The sequence below is a fragment of the Mesorhizobium sp. LNHC252B00 genome, assembly GCF_000502955.1.
Lineage (GTDB): Bacteria > Pseudomonadota > Alphaproteobacteria > Rhizobiales > Rhizobiaceae > Mesorhizobium.
In genome coordinates this window covers 194,619-210,633 of the sequence record NZ_AYWO01000002.1, presented here as the reverse complement: position 1 = coordinate 210,633, position 16,015 = coordinate 194,619, and the positions used below count along the sequence as shown (strand labels likewise).

Sequence of the window (16,015 nt, the reverse complement as noted above, 5' to 3'; positions counted from 1 at the left end):
AGCGCTCATCGTCGTCTGCCCTTACGACCTCGACCTCAGCGCGTCATTCAAATTCCACATGTCCTTCTCCTCGGGCGCGGTCTCCAAGCCCAGCACCGGCAGCATCTTGCGCAGATGGTCGTGGTGGGTGCGCACGCCGTATTCGAGGTCGGAGAGATAAAAACCCTCGAAGGCTTCGGACAGCATGGATTCGTTCGACCACACCGAGAGTTGCACATCTTCCGACATGGTGTCGCGGTCGATGCGGAAAGAGAGGTAGCGGGCGGCGGCCTGCTTGCGGCTTTCGTCGCGGTAGCGGTAGACGGCGCCGCGCAGCAGCGTCTCGCCCGTCGACAGCGGAAACTCCTGATAGAACTGCACCGATTCCGGCATCATCGAAATGACCGCGTTGGGGAAGATGCCATAATAGACCCAGGCCTTCTTCAGGTAGTCGGGCAGATGCGCCGGCTCCGGCGCGATCTTGACGTAGTTCTTGACGCTCCAGCGCCGCCCGGCATGCGGGTTGTAAGTGGCGAATGAGCGCGACACGCCGTTGATGAAGGGCTCGTCGAAATAGGTGGCGCCATAGAGGTCCTGCAACGCAGGATGCGCCATGGCGACGTGATAGCCTTCATTGTCGACATCGCGTACCGACTTCCAGTTGACCGGGCTCTTCTGCGTCCAGATGCCCCAGGAGGGCACCATGTCGGCGGCGCTGTAGTGCGCGAATTCGGGCTCGATCGGCTTCATCAGTTCGGCAACCGAGGGCTGCGGCCCGCCATTGCGGAAACGGATGAAGATGAAGCCCATCCAGACTTCCAGATCGAGCGGCATGAGGCCGAATTCGGTCTTGTCGAGGTCGGGGAAGGAGCGCGGGCGTGCGGCACCGCGCAGCGTGCCGTCGAGATTGTAGACCCAGCCATGGAACGGGCAGACCAGCGCATTCTTGCAATTGCCTTGGCTTTCGGCGACGACGCGGCTGCCGCGGTGGCGGCACATATTGTTGAAACCGCGCACGACGCCATCCTTGCCGCGCACGATCAGGGCACGCTCAATACTTGTTCAATACAAGCATATTTTGCATTGAAATGCAATGGTTTGTGCAAAACGGGCTGGATTCCCAGCAGAATCCGCGAGGCCTCCGGCGGCAAAATCCGCGCTGCTGGCGGCCCGGAAAGTCCCGAAGAATCCGGGTGTTAGTCGGGGTTTCAGGGCGCGGTCTGGACCGGACTTCGTGAACCATCGGAGCGGAGCACGAGGGCGCTTTTCAGAGGAATCGGCTGGAATCGGTCGAAAGTCGCTGTCGGAATGGGGCGGATGAGTGCCCGACTTTGCCCGGTTTTGCCCGAAATGCCGTTTCAAACTCGTTACATTGCTGGTCTTGCGTCCACCTTGCCTTGTTACAAAGCGCGGCTAAGTTCGTTTCATCACCAAAAAAGAAACTCAGCGAAGGGGAAGGCAATGTATGCGAAAATCCAGACGATCCGCGGCGGACGCCGCCTCCAGGCTCCAGAGCGCAATGACCGCCGTCCGAAACTGGCGCTGCGCCAGCGGGCCAGCGACCATCCCATGGCGATGTTCATGGTGCTGGCTGCTTGCGCCTTCGTCGGCATGGCGTTCACGCCGACAATCGGGCCAGCCTTCGCTTCGTTAAACCCGCCGGCCAACCTGATCGAGGGCGCGCAGACGACGACCAAGACCGCACGTCTGCCGATCCCGGTGACCGACTTCGCCTGCAAGGGCCAAGCCTGGGGCGCCGAGAGCATCGATTGCCTCCGCGCCATCGCCGAGCAGTCCGGAGTGCACAAGACCCGCGCGATCCGCATGATCGCCAACGCGGCGCCATTGACCGACACGCCGAACATTTTCTGATTTCTGTCGAAGCATGATTCCGAAACAGGTTCCCGTTTGGGGATCATGCTCTGACCTCCCCGAGCGCTCCTCAGCGCTCCCTTCGGCTCCCGCCGCAAGTCGGGGGCCCCTTTTTATCCTTTTGTCATCGCCTGCTCGGCAATGGCCGACAGTACGCTGCGCACATCCAGCGTGCTGAATGGCTTTTCGAGGATCTCCGGCCGCTGATGTGCCGGCAAGGCCTCGATTTCGGCTTTCGCGCCGATAAGGTCGCCGGTGACCAGCACGAAACGCCGTGCCAGGTCAGTCTTTTCGGCAAGCAACTCGCGATAGATCGATATGCCGCTGATGCCGGGCATGCGCAGGTCCGAAAAGACGATGTCAGGCGGCATGTGGCCGCTCAAGGTGGCCGCACCCGATTCCCAGACTGGAACGATCCGCGACTTGATGCCCATCAGTTCGAGAATATCGGAGAGCGAGCCGGCGACATCCGGCTCATCGTCGATGATCAGGGCATGGCGCAGGCCGCTGGATCGCGGCTGGTTGTCGCCTGTAGTGGCGAGGCCGGCCACAATGGCCGGCAACTGGACGACGAAACGCGCGCCTCTCGGGATCACTTCCTCGAACCAGACATTGCCATTGTGCCGCTCGATGATGGATTTCGAGATCGACAGGCCGATGCCCGTGCCGACGCCAACCGGCTTGGTGGTGAAATAAGATTCGAAAATGCGGCTGCGGATCGCTTCCGGCACGCCGGGCCCATTGTCTTCGACCGAGAAGCAGGGATGACCCCGGTCGCTGCGGAACGTCCTCACCTTGATCAGCCGATCGCCGGCAATGCCAGCCAAGGCATGCTGGCTGTTGATAAGGAAATTGGCGGCCACCTGCGTCACATGGTCGGCGTCGGCCATGGCCAGCAGCGGGCCGGCGGCGAAGTCGGTGTCGATGATGATGCCGCTTGAGCGCGCGCCATAGGCGGTCACTTCCAGCGCCGCCCGGATCACCTGGTTGAGGTCGGTCTCGGCTTGTGCCGCGGGATGAAGCCGGACCATCGACAGGAAGCTCTTGACGATGCGGCCGCAGCGCTCGGCGGCGGCACGTACTTTCTCGGCGCGCACCTTGGTCTGCGGATCGGAGGCGAATTCGTGCAGCAGCGTCGATTGCGCCACCACCACGGCCAAAGGGTTGTTGAGCTCGTGCGACACGCCGGCCAGCAACGAACCCATCGCCGCCATCTTTTCGTTCTGGTGCAGCTTCTCGCGCTGACGGCCGATCTCCTCCTCGGCGCGCAATTTATCGCGCAGGTCGCGGATGGAGCCGAAAATCAGGCGACGGTCGGCGACCCGCATCTCGGTCGCCGTCAGCTCGATCGGGAACACTTCGCCGGCTGAGTTCTGGGTCACCGTCTCAAGCCGTTGGCCGACCATTGGCGCGCCGCGGCCGGTCATGTATTCGGCCCCCGAAGCATAGCCCTTTCGGTAGTAGATAGGCACGATGGTATCGAGCAAGTCCTTGCCGAGGATGTCGCTGCGCTGGAAGCCGAACATCTTCTCGGCGGCCGGATTGAATTCGATGATCGAGCCGGTCTCGTCGATGACGACGATGGCATCGAGGGAGGCCTGCAGCATGGTGCGGCGGATGACCTCGCTGGCATGGGCTTCGGAGGGCGAGCGTTCGATGGCGTCTCCGATGGCGAGCGCGATGATGTGCAGCGTCGCCTCTTCCTCATCGGTCCATTTACGCTCGTTGACGCAATCGTTGACCGCCAGCGTGCCCCACAGATGGCCGTGCGCGAAGACCGACACCGACAGGAAAGACTTGATGTTCTGCTTTTCGAAATCGGCTCTCAGAAAGCCCTCGAGATCGCGCGTATGCCCGGCGAAGATCTTGCCTTGCCGTTCGTCCTCGGCCAGTCGCTCCAGCAGCGGATCCGAATTGACGATCGACTGCACGATGACGGTCGGCGACGCCAGTTCGCCACCAAAGAGAGGGTCGATCCAGTAGGCGGCGACGGACTGGGCGAAACCCTGGCCAGGCAGCTCGCGCAAGCGAAACAGGATGCCACGCTGGCAATCTATCGCCCGGCAGAGCGTTTCCAGGATGCCGTCCATCTCGCGCTGCCAGTCTCCGGCCTCACGCAGTCGGCGAACGACGCGGACTGCCGCCATTGCCGCGCCCTGCCTGAACCCCTGCATATCCGTGCTTGCTGCTTCAGCGATCATCTTCTGCCGCCATTCCGGAACCGTGCCAATTCGATCAGCGAGCAACAGCTGCGAATCCGAACCCCACTGGCCTCGGAGCTCAGTTGCCGTCGCCGGTCGGCAGCGAGAAGATATAACCCTCTCCGCGCACCGTGCGCAGGAATTTCGGGTTGGCCGGATCGGTCTCGATCTTCTTGCGCAGCCGCATGATGCGAATGTCGACCGCGCGCGATGAATCCGGATCTTCGGTGAAGCCGATCGCCTCGGAGATCGCGGCGCGGGTCAGCAGCCGGTTGGCGCGGGTCAGGAAAACCTCCAGCACGTCGAATTCGCTTTTGGCCATGTCGACCACCGTGCCGTTGGCGCCGGTGACCAGCCTGCCGTCGAGATCGGCCTGGAAAGGGCCGAATGCAACGGAACGACGATCCGTCCTGGCCTTCTTGTCCTGAAGCTCCTGCGGCTGGGGAACCCGGCGCAACACGCTGCGGACCCTCGCCAGCACTTCGCGCAATTCGTAGGGTTTGACGATGTAGTCGTCGGCGCCGAGTTCCAGCCCGACGATACGGTCGAGCGCGGTGCCGGCGGCGGTCGCGTAGATGATGCCGATCGGCAGTTTCGAGCGCAGCCAGCGGCCGAGCGAGAGGCCGTCCTCGCCGGGCATGGCGATGTCGAGGATGGCGAGATGGAACGACTGCGTTTCAACGAGGCTGCGTGCGGCGGCAGCGCTTTCGGCGGTGACCACGTCATAGCCCGCGGCGCCAAGATATTCGGCGACCGCATCCCTCAAGTCGGGCTCATCCTCGACGATGACAATTCTTGCCCGCACGATGTTTTCGCTCCCACTTTCAGTGGAAAGTAGATTGGGTATAAACATGATGTCCAGCACTCATATCCGGTTGCCAGGGAACGGTTTGAAAACATGGCCGCACGATCGAACATCGCGCTTGTCTCCGTTGCCGAAGTGATCGCGACCGAGCTCGCCGACCATCTCGAGCGGCGCGGACATGATGTGCATCAGGCGCGCCAGCCCTGGGAGGCCGAATCGCTGCTGTCGGGAAAGGGCATCGACGTCGTCGTCGTCGGCGACAGTCTCAGCCAGGCCGAGGGGCGGGACCTGCTTCGGCGTTATGGCGGCCAAGGCGGGGGCGGCGAGGGCGGACCGGATTTCATCCTGATCTGCCGGCCGGCCGATCTTGTCGACAAGGTACTGGCGCTGGAGCTTGGGGCGGCCGACGTCGTCGAGAGCCCGCTCAATGTCAGGGAGCTCGCCGCCCGTGTTGGCGGCCTGCTTTCGCGACGCGGCAGGGGCACCCCGGAACTGATCGTGCTGGAGAACGCGACCGTCGATCTGAGGTCGGCCATGGTCATGCATCGCTCCGGCACGGAAGAACAGCTCTCGCCGGGTCAGGTGGCGCTGCTCCGGCTGTTCCTGGCCAGTCCGCGCAAGGTGCTGACGCGCGACGATATCATCGCCGCAGCGCCGGCAGAAAACGCCGACGCGTTCGATCGCTCGATCGATTCGCGCATCGTGCGGCTGCGCCGCAAGCTCGATACCGAAACCATTACCACCATACGCGGCGCCGGTTACCGGTTCGATCCGCCGCGGCAATTCGCCGACTGACTGCCGGGCGCTGACGCTCGCTCTTTTGTCGGGCATCGGATTTTCCATCTCTGGGCCCGATGCTCCCGGCGCTCAGCGTACCAGCAGAAGTGATGGGCCCACCGGCATGTCGCCGCCCATGGTGAGCTCACTGGCATGGGCGCGGTCCCTCAGGAGCACGGTGGCAAGCCCGGCAAAGCCGAGCAGACCCTGTGCGTAGAGCAGTGCGGACAGCACCGAAGCGGCAAATTTCGTGTTCATCGTAGCAGTTTCCCAAAATTGAAATGTATTGCGGATCGCTTCAGGACACCCCCGAAGTGCCCGCGCCGCCCGGAACCCCCCGTCGCGGCGCGGGCCTTCGGTCCTCTCGGCAGCAAGTTGCCGGAGGGGCCGCGCAAACCCGTCAGCCTAAGACCGACCCGCCAGAGGGCCTTGAGCCGAACAATGCGCAGGCTGGAAACAATCCAGACCGAGGCGAAAAACAGTGCGGCATGCAATGTCGAAATCTCGCCTGAATTCATCGCACCGAGTCTAGCCAGCGGGGTGCCGGCACCCGTGCCGATGCCGCCGATGACCATTGCCGCGATGCCGATCCTGAGAAGCCAGGGCAGAGCGTTCGATTTCGTTCCCATGTTTCGTTACCGGCTGCTTTCGTTGCGTCAACTTTGCTTGCGGCCCGTATCCGGATCATGCCGCTCGAAGCCGCGCTTTGTTGCAATCTGGTTTCGAAATCGACGGCTATTCTTTCGTATGCCACCAATCCGCACTTTCGTTTAGAGGCAGATCCCATGTTCGTGGCCCTGGCCCCGCTAGCGCCTGGCCGATCTGGCTCTCTTTTCGGCTGTACGAAGTGCGGCGTTTGTTAACCAGCGGAAACAGATTCGAAACACAAACGAGGATTTTGCGAAATCTGCTGGAAACATGACGTCGGGATAAGCAGCCATCGAATTGGAGCCGGCCGGACCGGCATAGAGAGGGGATTTCATCATGCATACCGCCATTGCCGCCAAGCTCATCAACATCACCGCTGCCGTGCTGACCGGTGCCGCACTTCTGTTCGGCGCCGGGCCGGGCGTGGCGCACGCCGCCAACAAGATAGTGGCGCGCGTTTCGCTTTCGCATCAGATCATGGAGGTCTCGGTCGATGGCCGGCCGACCTTCGCCTGGAAGGTTTCCACCGGCGACCGCGCCCATGTGACGCCGACCGGCTCGTTCAAGCCGACGCGCATGCATGAGATGTGGTACTCGAAGAAATACGACAACGCACCGATGCCGCACTCGGTCTTCTTCAGCGGCGGCTACGCGGTGCATGCGACCTATGCGATCAAGCGTCTCGGCCAGCCGGCCTCGCATGGCTGCGTGCGACTGCATCCCGACAACGCCGCCGATTTCTACCAGCTCGTCGAAACCTTCGGGGCGACCAACACCAGCATCGACATCGTCAAGTAGCCTGATGGTCGTTGCCTTCGGGTCTATTGTGCCGAAGCCGTGGAGCGATCATCGGAAAAAAGAGGCCGGGGACAATCCCGGCCTCTTTTTTGTTTCCAGCTACTTCTTGTGCAATTAGAGCAGTTCTCCGTTCACGGAACGGCGAACGGCTCTAATTCGCTTTTTGACGCATTTCCGGACCGAAAACCGTCTCACACTTTTCCTGGAATTGCTCTTAGCTCGGCAGTGCCGGCATCAGCTTGGGATCCGGTTTCTCGGCCAGGTGAGGCAGGTCCTTGCTGGCGATGAAGGTGTAGAACATGGGCACGACGAACAGCGTGAACATGGTTCCGACCAGGATGCCGGTGAAGATCACCAGGCCCATCGAGTAGCGGGCCGCGGCACCGGCGCCGCTGGACGTGATCAGCGGCACAACGCCAAGCGCCATCGCCGCTGTCGTCATCAGGATCGGCCGCAGGCGCACCTTGGCCGAGGCGATGATGGCGTCATGCCGCCGCATGCCATGGATTTCGCGCTGCTGGTTGGCGAACTCGACAAGCAGGATGCCGTGCTTTGTGATCAGGCCGATCAGCGTGATCAGGCCGACCTGCGTATAGATGTTGAGCGTGCCGAGACCCAGATTGAGCGGCACGATCGCGCCGAAGATCGACAGCGGCACCGCCATCATGATGATCAGCGGGTCGCGGAAGCTTTCAAACTGCGCCGCCAGAACCAAATAGATGACGACAACTGCTGCCGCGAAAGCGATCAGGATGGTGTTGCCCTGTTCCTTTTCCTGTCGGGACTGGCCGGAATAATCGAGGAAGAAGGCGTCTGGCAGGCTTTCCCTAGCGATGTCCTCCAGCGCCTTCAGCCCGTCGCCAGTGGTGACGCCGGGTAGTGGAAGCGCTGAAATCGTCGATGAATTCAGCTGGTTGAACTGCTCGATGGCCGCCGGCGCCGCATTGGTCGCAATCTTGACCACCGCCGACAGCGGGACCATCTCGCCCGTTACGCTGCGCACGAAGTATTCGCCGAGCTTGTCGGGGTTGTCGCGAAATTCCTGCGGCACCTGCGGGATGATGTCGTAGCTGTTGGAGTCGCGGTCGAACTGCGCCACTTCGGCGCCGCCGACCAGCAGTGTCAGCGTGCGACCGATATCGGCGATCGGCAGGTTCAGCGCCGCGGCGCGGTCACGGTCGATGGTCACCGTCACTTCCGGTGCGTCATAGGCCATGGAATTCTGCACGACGATGAAGCGGCCGGAGGCTTGCGCCTTTTTCTTGATCTGCTCGGCCACCTCGTACACTTCCGGGGAACCGCCAGTCGATCGCACCACCATGGAAATCGGCAGGCCGCCGCCGGAGCCCGGCAGCGTCGGCGGCGCGAAGACGAAGGCCTCGACGCCGGCGACTTTGGCGATACGGGCCGTAATGTCGGCCTGCAGTTCCTTGGAATTGCGCTTGCGTTCCGCCCAATCCTTGAAGGCATAGCCGACAAAGGCGCTGTTTGTCGTGCCGCCGAAGGCGACAGCCGAGAACTGCGCCCGTGTCTCGGGAATATCCTTCACCAGACCGAGGATCTGATTGACGTATGTCTCGGTGTAATCGGACGTCGCATAACGTGGCCCTGTCACAATCGACAGCAGAAAGCCCTGATCTTCTTCCGGCGCCAACTCGGTTGAGGTCTTGGTGAACATGAAACCGGTTACGCCGACAAGCGCAAGCACGATGATCAGCGTCAACGGGCGATAGTTGAGCGAACCGGTGACGGCCCGTTCATAGACATGCTCGACGCGTGCGAAGGCGCCGTCGACAATGCGCTGGAAACGGCCCGGCGTGCCGGATTTTAGGAGGCGTGCCGACATCATCGGGGTGATGGTTATGGCGATGACGCCCGACAGCACCACCGAGCCGGCGAGCGTGACCGCGAATTCACGGAACAGAGCGCCGGTCAGGCCGCCGGTGAAGGCCAGCGGCGCGAACACGGCTGCCAGCGTCATGGTCATGGCAACGATGGCTGATGCTATTTCGCGCATACCGCTGAACGCGGCCTGCATCGGTGGCATGTTGTCTTCTTCCATGTGACGATGGATGTTCTCCACCACCACGATGGCGTCGTCGACGACAAGGCCGATCGCCAGCACCATGGCCAGCAGCGACAGAAGATTGATCGAATAGCCGACGGCAAACAGAAGGAAACAGACGCCGATCAACGACAGCGGGATGGTGACGATCGGCATCATCACCGAACGGAAGGAGCCAAGGAACAAAAGGATGACAACGACGACGATGGCAACCGCCTCGGCGATGGTCTTGAACACCTCTTCGATCGAGGCGCTGATCTGTTCGGTCGCGTCGTAGACGACCTCGATCGTCATGCCCTTCGGTAGAGTCTCCTGAATCTCCGGCACCAGCTTGGTGAGCGCCGCCGCCGTGGTCAGCGGATTGGCTGCCGGCGTCGGAAAGATGGCGAGGAAGGTGCCGGGCTTGCCGTTAAAGCTGACCCTGGTGTCGGTGTTCTCGGCGCCGAGCTCGACGCGCGCGACGTCGCGCAACCGCACCACATTGCCGTCGGTCGAACGCAGCGGCAGCTCGGCGAACGCCTCCGGCGTCTGCAATGTCGAGCGCACCGTGATCGATGAGACGACGTATTCGTTCTCGGTATTGCCGGGGGCCGACAGGAAGTTGGAATTGTTGATCGCCGTCAGCAGTTCGGAGGCCGTCACGCCGCGCGCGGCGAGCTTGATCGGATCGATCCAGACGCGCATCGAGTATTCCTGGGCGCCGAAGATCTGCACGTCGGCGACGCCTTCGACCGTCGACATGCGTGGCCTGATGACGCGCTCGATGTACTCCGTCAGCTGCTCTTTCGTCATGTTCGGATTCTGCATCGAGATGTACATCATCGCGAACTGCTGGCCGGTGCCCTTGACGATGACAGGGTCCTTGGAGGCGTCCGGCAAGGTACCGCGCACGCCCTGGACCTTGGACAGCACCTCGGTCAGTGCAACGTCAGGGTTGGAGCCGAGCTTCATCTGCACCGTCACGGTGCTGGAGGACGGGCGGCTGGACGAGGTGACGTAGTCGATGTTCTCGGTCGAGGCGACGGCGCGGGCGATCGGGGCGGAAATGAAGCCCTGGATCAGATCGGCGCTGGCGCCTGGATAGGCGGTGGTAATGGTGATCGCGGTCTCGTCGACCTTCGGATACTGCCGGATCGACAGGTTGAAGATGCCCTGGAAACCCAAGAGCAGGATCATGCAGGCAAGGACCGTCGAAAGGACAGGACGGCGAATGAAGAGATCGGAAACGCTCATTGCTGGTCGGCCTGCTTGTTCGCCGATTTGGTCGGGTCGACAGTGTTGTCCACAACGACGGACATACCGTTGAAGAGGCGGTTCTGACCGGCGGTGACGACCTCGTCGCCAGCCTTCAGCCCCTGGACGATCTCGACCATGCCGGCATTGTTGCGACCCGGCTTGACGAACACCTGCGACAATACCAGCGCACGCTTTTCGCCTTCTGTAGCTGGCTTGGCCGAATCGGCAGCCTTGTCCGCCGGCTTCATGGCGTCGGCTGGCTTGGTGTCTGCAGGTTTGGCCTCCGTCGATTTATCCGCTGCAGGCGCTGCGGGCTTTTCCTCCGGCTTGGCTGCCGCTGCCGGGGCCGCCTCGGCTGGTTTCGCCGGCTGCACCACGAAGATGTAGTCGCCATAGAGGCTTGTGGTCAGCGCGGTCTGCGGCAGCGTCAGCACGTTCTGCTCTTCGGGCAGCTCGACACGCACCTGCACAAACTGGCCAGGTGTCAGCTTGCCGTCGGGATTGGCGACTTCCGCCCTGATATTGACCAGCCGGCTGGACGAGTCGATCTTCGGGTCGATGCCGCGAATGGCACCGGCAAACGGCCTGTCCTCACCGCCGAAGCCCAACCGAACCGTCTGGCCGATCTTGAGCAACGGGAGTTGCTGTTCGGGAACCGAGAAATCGACCCGCATCGTGTCGAGATCCTGCAGCGTCACCACGGCGGTGCCGGGCGCCAGATACTGGCCAATATCGATCTTGGGAATGCCCACCGTGCCGCCGAAAGGCGCCGTCAGCTGCTTCTGATCGAGCACGGCCTGCAGTTTTGTAACCTGGGACGCCGAGGCCGAGGCCGCCGCACGCGCCGTGTCCAGCGTCGAATCGGAGCCGACGCCACGCTTGGTCAGTTCGATGGCGCGGGCCAGCGATGTCTGATCGAGCGCGGCCTGTGCCTTCTGTGCGTCGAGATCGGCGCGCTCGACGGCGTCGTCGAGCTGCAGCAGAACGGCATTGTCGGCCACTTTCTGGTTGGCGTGGAAAAGGATGCTTTTGACGATGCCGGTGGTCTCAACCGTCAGGTCGACGCCCCGCACCGCCTTGACCGTACCGATCGCCTCGATACCCGGCGTCCAGGTCGACGGTTTGGCGATGGTCGTCGAAACGGTTGCGGCAGGCGGCTTCATCGAAGCGAAATACTGCTTGATGCCGTTGTCGCGCAGGAAGTTGAAGCCGACGATGCCGCCGACCACGACGAAAAGCACGACCAGGACCAGGATGATGATAAAGATACGGAGTATGCGCATGCGCATGAGCAAGGAGGTCCCCTTAGTCGAAATCCGGCGCGAAGCGCGGACATCGGGACACATATCGACTGCGGGTCCCGATTTCAAATAACGGCGGTCTTACTGTACCGTCTGGACGGTCTTGTCAATTGGGCCTAAGCTTGCGATGGGAGGCGCCATGAGAGCCCGAAGAAAGAACTCGCGCGAGAAAATTCTCGCTGCGGCGGCCGATGTCGCACGGGAGTCCGGGCCAGGCAGTCTGTCGCTGGAAGCGGTCGCCAGTCGCGCCGGCGTATCGAAGGGCGGGCTGCTCTACAATTTTCCGACCAAGGCCAAATTGATGCAGGGGCTGGTCGAAGGTTATCTGCGCGAGTTTGAGCAGGCGCTGGAAACCGCCCGCACGAATGACAAGGACGAAAATCCGCTGGCCGTCTACATCAGGCTGTCGGCCAATGATTGCGAGCAAAAACGGCCGTCCGCGTCCTGGATCTTCTCGGCTATCGCCGAGGATCCCGATTTCATGACGCCGATAAAGACATTCAAGCGGCAGCTTTTCGAACGGCTGAAGGGCGAAACGCCCGACCTCAAATCGCTGCTGGTCTGCTATCTCGCCATCGAGGGATTGCGCAGCATGAACCTCTTCGATTCGGATGTCCTGTCGAAAGGCGAGCGAGACTTGCTGGTATCGTCCTTGCTGGAGATTGCTGGATAGGCGCGCCGAGCGCGCTCACTTCGCGGCGCGCTCGATGTCTCGGCGCAGGACGATCGCGGTGTCAGGTGCTCGACACCGCCATCACCGGCGATCAGATTGCGCATCGTGTCCAGCTTGTCGTGGACGCACCTCGCTTGCGGTGGCCGCTGAACTGCCCATTCCCTGCCTCTTTTTCGGTCCCGCGGGGATTGCGGGGAAGTGACCTAAAAGCCGGCAATTTTGGACATTAGTCTTGACACAAATACATATGTTCAATACCCGTCAGGCAATTGAACGAGCCTGCATTATGGGAGGAAAGCGGTATGGCTTCCAATGTTTCGCTGACGGGCCTTGCCCGCGATCTCGAGGAACGCGCCAAGACCGGCAAGCCTATCCGGATCGGCTTGATCGGCTCCGGCGAGATGGGAACCGACATCGTCACCCGCGTCGCCCATATGTCGGGCATCGAGATCGGCGCCATTTCCGAACTGAACCTGCCCGCCGCCACCAAGGCGGTGGATATCGCCTTCCAGGAAACCGGGCATTCGCGCGAAGTGTCGAACGCTTCGGCGATGACGGCGGCAATGGAGGCCGGCAAGGTGGCGGTCACCAGCGATGCCAGCCTTGTCATCAACAATGATCTCATCGACGTCGTCATAGACGCTACCGGGGTTCCCGCCGTCGGCGCCGAGATCGGACTGCGCGCCATGGAGCATGGCAAGCATCTGGTGATGATGAATGTAGAGGCCGACGTCACCATCGGCGCCTATCTGAAGAGCGAGGCCGACCGGCTTGGCGTCACCTATTCTCTGGGTGCCGGCGACGAGCCGTCCTCCTGTATGGAACTGATCGAGTTCGTCTCGGCCATGGGGCACCCGATTGTTGCCGCCGGCAAGGGCAAGAACAATCCGCTTAACATCGATGCGATCCCCCCGGACTATGAGGAAGAGGCCAGGCGCCGGCACATGAATGTCCGCATGCTGGTCGAATTCGTCGACGGCTCGAAGACCATGGTCGAGATGGCGGCGATCGCCAATGCCACGGGGCTGGTGCCTGACAAGCCAGGCATGCATGGCCCGACTGCCACGCTTGGCGAATTGTCCAAGGTCCTGGTGCCCCAGAAGGATGGCGGCTTGCTGTCGAAGGTCGGCGTCGTCGATTATTCGATCGGCAAAGGCGTCGCGCCCGGCGTCTTCGTCGTCGCCGACATGTCGCATCCGCGAATCTCCGAGCGCATGGAAGATCTGAAGATGGGCAAAGGCCCCTACTTCACGTTCCACCGTCCCTATCATCTGACCTCACTCGAGGTGCCATTGACCTGCGCCCGCGTCGTCCTCTACGGCAAGGCCGACATGGTGCCGCTGGCGAAGCCCGTGGCCGAGGTCTGCGCGGTGGCCAAGAAGGATATGAAGCCCGGCGAGAGACTCGATGCGATCGGCGAATATTGCTACCGCGCCTGGATCATGGCGACGCCGGATGCGCGCGCGGCCAAGGCCATTCCCTGCGGCCTGCTGCAGGGCGGCTCGGTCACCGCGTCGATCAAGAAGGGCGAACTCATCACCTATGCCAACGCCGCTCCCGCAGCGGGCTCCAAGATCGCCGAACTGCGCGCCCGCCAGGACAAGCTCGTCTACGGGTCCGTGGAGGCGTGATCATGGCAGGAGCCAGCAAAGCCGTCACTGATAGTCGCGCCAACCTGCCTTTCGTCTATCGCCAGTACAGCGCCGAGCGGCTCAGGGAGGTGCTCTACAAGATGTACCTCATCCGCCGCTTCGAAGAGGGCGCGGAGGAGTGCTACACGCGCGGCCTCATCCACGGCACCATGCATCTGTCGATCGGCCAGGAAGCCAGCGCCATGGGCGTCTGCATGCCTCTATCCGAGGATGACCAGATCACCTCGACGCATCGTGGCCACGGCCACTGCATCGCCAAGGGCGCCGAGGTCAAGCGCATGTTCGCCGAGTTCTTCGGCAAGACATCAGGCTACTGCAAGGGACGCGGTGGCTCGATGCACATCGCCGACGTCGCCAAGGGCAATCTCGGCGCCAACGGCATCGTCGGCGGCGGCATTCCGATCGCCGTCGGCGCCGGGCTATCCTCCAAGATGATGAAGACGGGCAAGGTCGTGGTCTCGTTCTTCGGCGACGGCGCCAACAATGAAGGCGCCTTCCACGAGGCACTCAACATGGCGGCGATCTGGAAGCTGCCGGTGATCTTCGTCTGCGAGAACAATGGCTACGGCATGTCGACATCGACGGCCCGCTCGACCGCGGTCAAGAACATCGCCGAGCGCGCCGCCGCCTATTCGATGCCGGGCGTCATCGTCGATGGCAACATTTTCTCCGAGGTCGCCGAGGCGTCTCATCAGGCCGTCGCCCGAGCCCGCGCGGGCGAGGGGCCGACGCTGATCGAATCCAAGACCTATCGCCATCGCGGCCATTCCAAGAGCGACCGCAACCGCTATCGCACCAAGGAGGAGATCGAGGACTGGATGTCGAACCGAGATCCGATCACGCTGTTCGAGAGCGAGCTCAGGGAATTCGGCTTCATCGACGACAAGGGTATCGAGGCCATCCGTGGAGCGGTGTCGCAGGAGATCGCCGACGGCATCGAGTTCGCCAAGGCGAGCCCGTCGCCGGACGTTCGCGACACCGGGGACTATGTCTACACGGAGCAGGCGTAATGGACGCGATGGTGCGTGAACTGAGCTACGCCCAGGCGATCCAGGAGGCCATGGCGATCGCCATGGCCATGGACGAACGCGTCTTCCTGATGGGCGAGGATATCGGTGTCTATGGCGGCGCCTTCCAGGTGACCGGCGATCTGGTCGAGCGCTTCGGCACTTCACGGGTGATCGACACGCCGATTTCCGAATTGGGTGGCGCTGGCGTCGCGGTGGGTGCTGCCCTCACCGGCATGCGGCCGATCTTCGAATTCCAGTTTTCCGATTTCGCCACCCTGGCCATGGAGCAGATCGTCAACCAGGCGGCCAAGATGCGCTTCATGCTGGGCGGCGAGGTCTCGGTGCCGGTGGTGATGCGCTTTCCCGCCGGCTCCGGCACCGGCGCGGCGGCCCAGCACAGCCAGAGCCTCGAAGCCTGGCTCGGCCATGTGCCGGGCCTGAAAGTCATCCAGCCGGCAACGCCCTACGATGCTAAAGGCATGCTGCTGGCGGCTGTCGCGGATCCCGATCCGGTGATGATCTTTGAGCACAAGCTGCTCTACAAGGTGAAGGGCCCGGTGCCTGAAGGCTATTACACCGTGCCGATCGGCAAAGCCGATATCCGTCGCGAGGGCCGGGATCTCACCATCGTCGCCACCTCTATCATGGTGCAGAAGGCGCTCGACGCCGCTGCAGCGCTGGAGAGCGAAGGCATCGACGTCGAGATCGTCGATCTGCGAACCATTCGGCCGATGGACAAGCAGACCATCATCGACAGCGTCAAGAAGACGTCGCGGCTGATGTGCGTTTACGAAGCTGTGAAGACGTTGGGCATCGGCGCCGAGGTCAGCGCCATGATCGCCGAAAGCGAGGCGTTCGATTATCTCGACGCGCCGATCGTGCGGCTGGGCGGCGCTGAGACGCCGATCCCCTACAATCCGGAGTTGGAAAAGGCCACAGTGCCGCAGGTTCCGGACATCATCACCGCCGCGCGCGACCTCGTGAAGGGGGTTCGCTAG

13 protein-coding genes and 1 pseudogene are annotated in these 16,015 nt (G+C 62.3%); 8 read left to right on the top strand and 6 right to left on the bottom strand.

The window, feature by feature from the left end; genetic code table 11:
- Positions 1–21: 21 nt before the first annotated feature.
- A pseudogene (locus tag X744_RS165660) lies at positions 22–1,032 on the bottom strand (aromatic ring-hydroxylating dioxygenase subunit alpha); the annotation flags it as partial.
- Between the two features lie 408 nt (positions 1,033–1,440).
- Between X744_RS165660 and X744_RS165665 the strand changes: the two are divergent.
- Entirely contained in the window at positions 1,441–1,851 is a 411-nt protein-coding gene (locus X744_RS165665) for a hypothetical protein (RefSeq protein WP_023757357.1), read from the top strand.
- A gap of 113 nt (positions 1,852–1,964) precedes the next feature.
- Here the strand turns inward: X744_RS165665 and X744_RS165670 are convergent, their stop codons facing one another.
- Positions 1,965–4,052 (bottom strand): sensor histidine kinase, encoded by a 2,088-nt coding sequence (locus X744_RS165670; protein WP_023757356.1) that lies wholly within the window; start codon positions 4,050–4,052, stop codon positions 1,965–1,967.
- A gap of 79 nt (positions 4,053–4,131) precedes the next feature.
- On the bottom strand, positions 4,132–4,905 hold the full coding sequence (locus tag X744_RS165675; RefSeq protein WP_198032173.1) for a response regulator transcription factor: 774 nt from the start codon (positions 4,903–4,905) through the stop codon (positions 4,132–4,134).
- A gap of 45 nt (positions 4,906–4,950) precedes the next feature.
- Between X744_RS165675 and X744_RS165680 the strand changes: the two genes are divergently transcribed.
- The gene (locus tag X744_RS165680) at positions 4,951–5,652 is read left to right on the top strand and encodes a response regulator transcription factor (RefSeq protein WP_023757354.1); all 702 of its coding nucleotides are present in this window, start codon (positions 4,951–4,953) and stop codon (positions 5,650–5,652) included.
- A gap of 72 nt (positions 5,653–5,724) precedes the next feature.
- Here the strand turns inward: X744_RS165680 and X744_RS1000000171405 are convergent, their stop codons facing one another.
- Entirely contained in the window at positions 5,725–5,892 is a 168-nt protein-coding gene (locus X744_RS1000000171405) for a hypothetical protein (protein ID WP_023757353.1), read from the bottom strand.
- A gap of 183 nt (positions 5,893–6,075) precedes the next feature.
- On the opposite strand from X744_RS1000000171405, the gene X744_RS1000000174320 reads away from it, so the two are divergent.
- The gene (locus X744_RS1000000174320) at positions 6,076–6,408 is read left to right on the top strand and encodes a hypothetical protein (RefSeq protein ID WP_198032172.1); all 333 of its coding nucleotides are present in this window, start codon (positions 6,076–6,078) and stop codon (positions 6,406–6,408) included.
- 210 nt (positions 6,409–6,618) lie between these two features.
- On the top strand, positions 6,619–7,080 hold the full coding sequence (locus X744_RS165685) for a L,D-transpeptidase (protein ID WP_023757352.1): 462 nt from the start codon (positions 6,619–6,621) through the stop codon (positions 7,078–7,080).
- 214 nt (positions 7,081–7,294) lie between these two features.
- Here the strand turns inward: X744_RS165685 and X744_RS165690 are convergent, their stop codons facing one another.
- Together X744_RS165690 and X744_RS165695 are read right to left on the bottom strand one after the other, a co-directional pair.
- A complete protein-coding gene (locus tag X744_RS165690) occupies positions 7,295–10,378 on the bottom strand; it encodes an efflux RND transporter permease subunit (RefSeq protein ID WP_023757351.1) in 3,084 nt (1,027 codons plus the stop codon).
- Positions 10,375–11,670 carry an efflux RND transporter periplasmic adaptor subunit gene (locus X744_RS165695; RefSeq protein WP_023757350.1) on the bottom strand — a complete coding sequence of 432 codons (1,296 nt, stop codon included), beginning with the start codon at positions 11,668–11,670 and terminating at the stop codon, positions 10,375–10,377. Before X744_RS165695 ends, X744_RS165690 begins: the two co-directional genes overlap by 4 nt.
- 151 nt (positions 11,671–11,821) lie before the next feature.
- Here X744_RS165695 and X744_RS165700 point away from each other — a divergent pair, with 151 nt between their 5' ends.
- The 4 genes from X744_RS165700 to X744_RS165715 all read left to right on the top strand — a co-directional run bounded on the left by X744_RS165700 (position 11,822) and on the right by X744_RS165715 (position 16,015).
- Positions 11,822–12,355, top strand: a complete 534-nt coding sequence (locus X744_RS165700) for a TetR/AcrR family transcriptional regulator (protein ID WP_023757349.1) — start codon at positions 11,822–11,824, stop codon at positions 12,353–12,355.
- Positions 12,356–12,657: 302 nt separating this feature from the next.
- Entirely contained in the window at positions 12,658–13,986 is a 1,329-nt protein-coding gene (locus X744_RS165705) for an NAD(P)H-dependent oxidoreductase (RefSeq protein WP_023757348.1), read from the top strand.
- Between the two features lie 2 nt (positions 13,987–13,988).
- Positions 13,989–15,017: a thiamine pyrophosphate-dependent dehydrogenase E1 component subunit alpha gene (locus tag X744_RS165710; RefSeq protein ID WP_023757347.1), complete on the top strand. Its 1,029-nt coding sequence runs from the start codon at positions 13,989–13,991 to the stop codon at positions 15,015–15,017.
- The gene (locus X744_RS165715; RefSeq protein ID WP_023757346.1) at positions 15,017–16,015 is read left to right on the top strand and encodes an alpha-ketoacid dehydrogenase subunit beta; all 999 of its coding nucleotides are present in this window, start codon (positions 15,017–15,019) and stop codon (positions 16,013–16,015) included. Before X744_RS165710 ends, X744_RS165715 begins: the two co-directional genes overlap by 1 nt.

Bases quoted from the DNA above. Each gene is read 5' to 3' on its own strand.
- X744_RS165695 (WP_023757350.1), bottom strand. From the start codon at position 11,670: ATGCGCATGCGCATACTCCGTATCTTTATCATCATCCTGGTCCTGGTC.
- X744_RS165705 (WP_023757348.1), top strand. From the start codon at position 12,658: ATGGCTTCCAATGTTTCGCTGACGGGCCTTGCCCGCGATCTCGAGGAA.
- X744_RS165675 (WP_198032173.1), bottom strand. From the start codon at position 4,905: ATGTTTATACCCAATCTACTTTCCACTGAAAGTGGGAGCGAAAACATC.
- X744_RS165700 (WP_023757349.1), top strand. From the start codon at position 11,822: ATGAGAGCCCGAAGAAAGAACTCGCGCGAGAAAATTCTCGCTGCGGCG.
- X744_RS165690 (WP_023757351.1), bottom strand. From the start codon at position 10,378: ATGAGCGTTTCCGATCTCTTCATTCGCCGTCCTGTCCTTTCGACGGTC.
- X744_RS165685 (WP_023757352.1), top strand. From the start codon at position 6,619: ATGCATACCGCCATTGCCGCCAAGCTCATCAACATCACCGCTGCCGTG.
- X744_RS165710 (WP_023757347.1), top strand. From the start codon at position 13,989: ATGGCAGGAGCCAGCAAAGCCGTCACTGATAGTCGCGCCAACCTGCCT.
- X744_RS165670 (WP_023757356.1), bottom strand. From the start codon at position 4,052: ATGATCGCTGAAGCAGCAAGCACGGATATGCAGGGGTTCAGGCAGGGC.
- X744_RS165665 (WP_023757357.1), top strand. From the start codon at position 1,441: ATGTATGCGAAAATCCAGACGATCCGCGGCGGACGCCGCCTCCAGGCT.
- X744_RS165680 (WP_023757354.1), top strand. From the start codon at position 4,951: ATGGCCGCACGATCGAACATCGCGCTTGTCTCCGTTGCCGAAGTGATC.
- X744_RS1000000171405 (WP_023757353.1), bottom strand. From the start codon at position 5,892: ATGAACACGAAATTTGCCGCTTCGGTGCTGTCCGCACTGCTCTACGCA.
- X744_RS165715 (WP_023757346.1), top strand. From the start codon at position 15,017: ATGGACGCGATGGTGCGTGAACTGAGCTACGCCCAGGCGATCCAGGAG.
- X744_RS1000000174320 (WP_198032172.1), top strand. From the start codon at position 6,076: ATGCGCAGGCTGGAAACAATCCAGACCGAGGCGAAAAACAGTGCGGCA.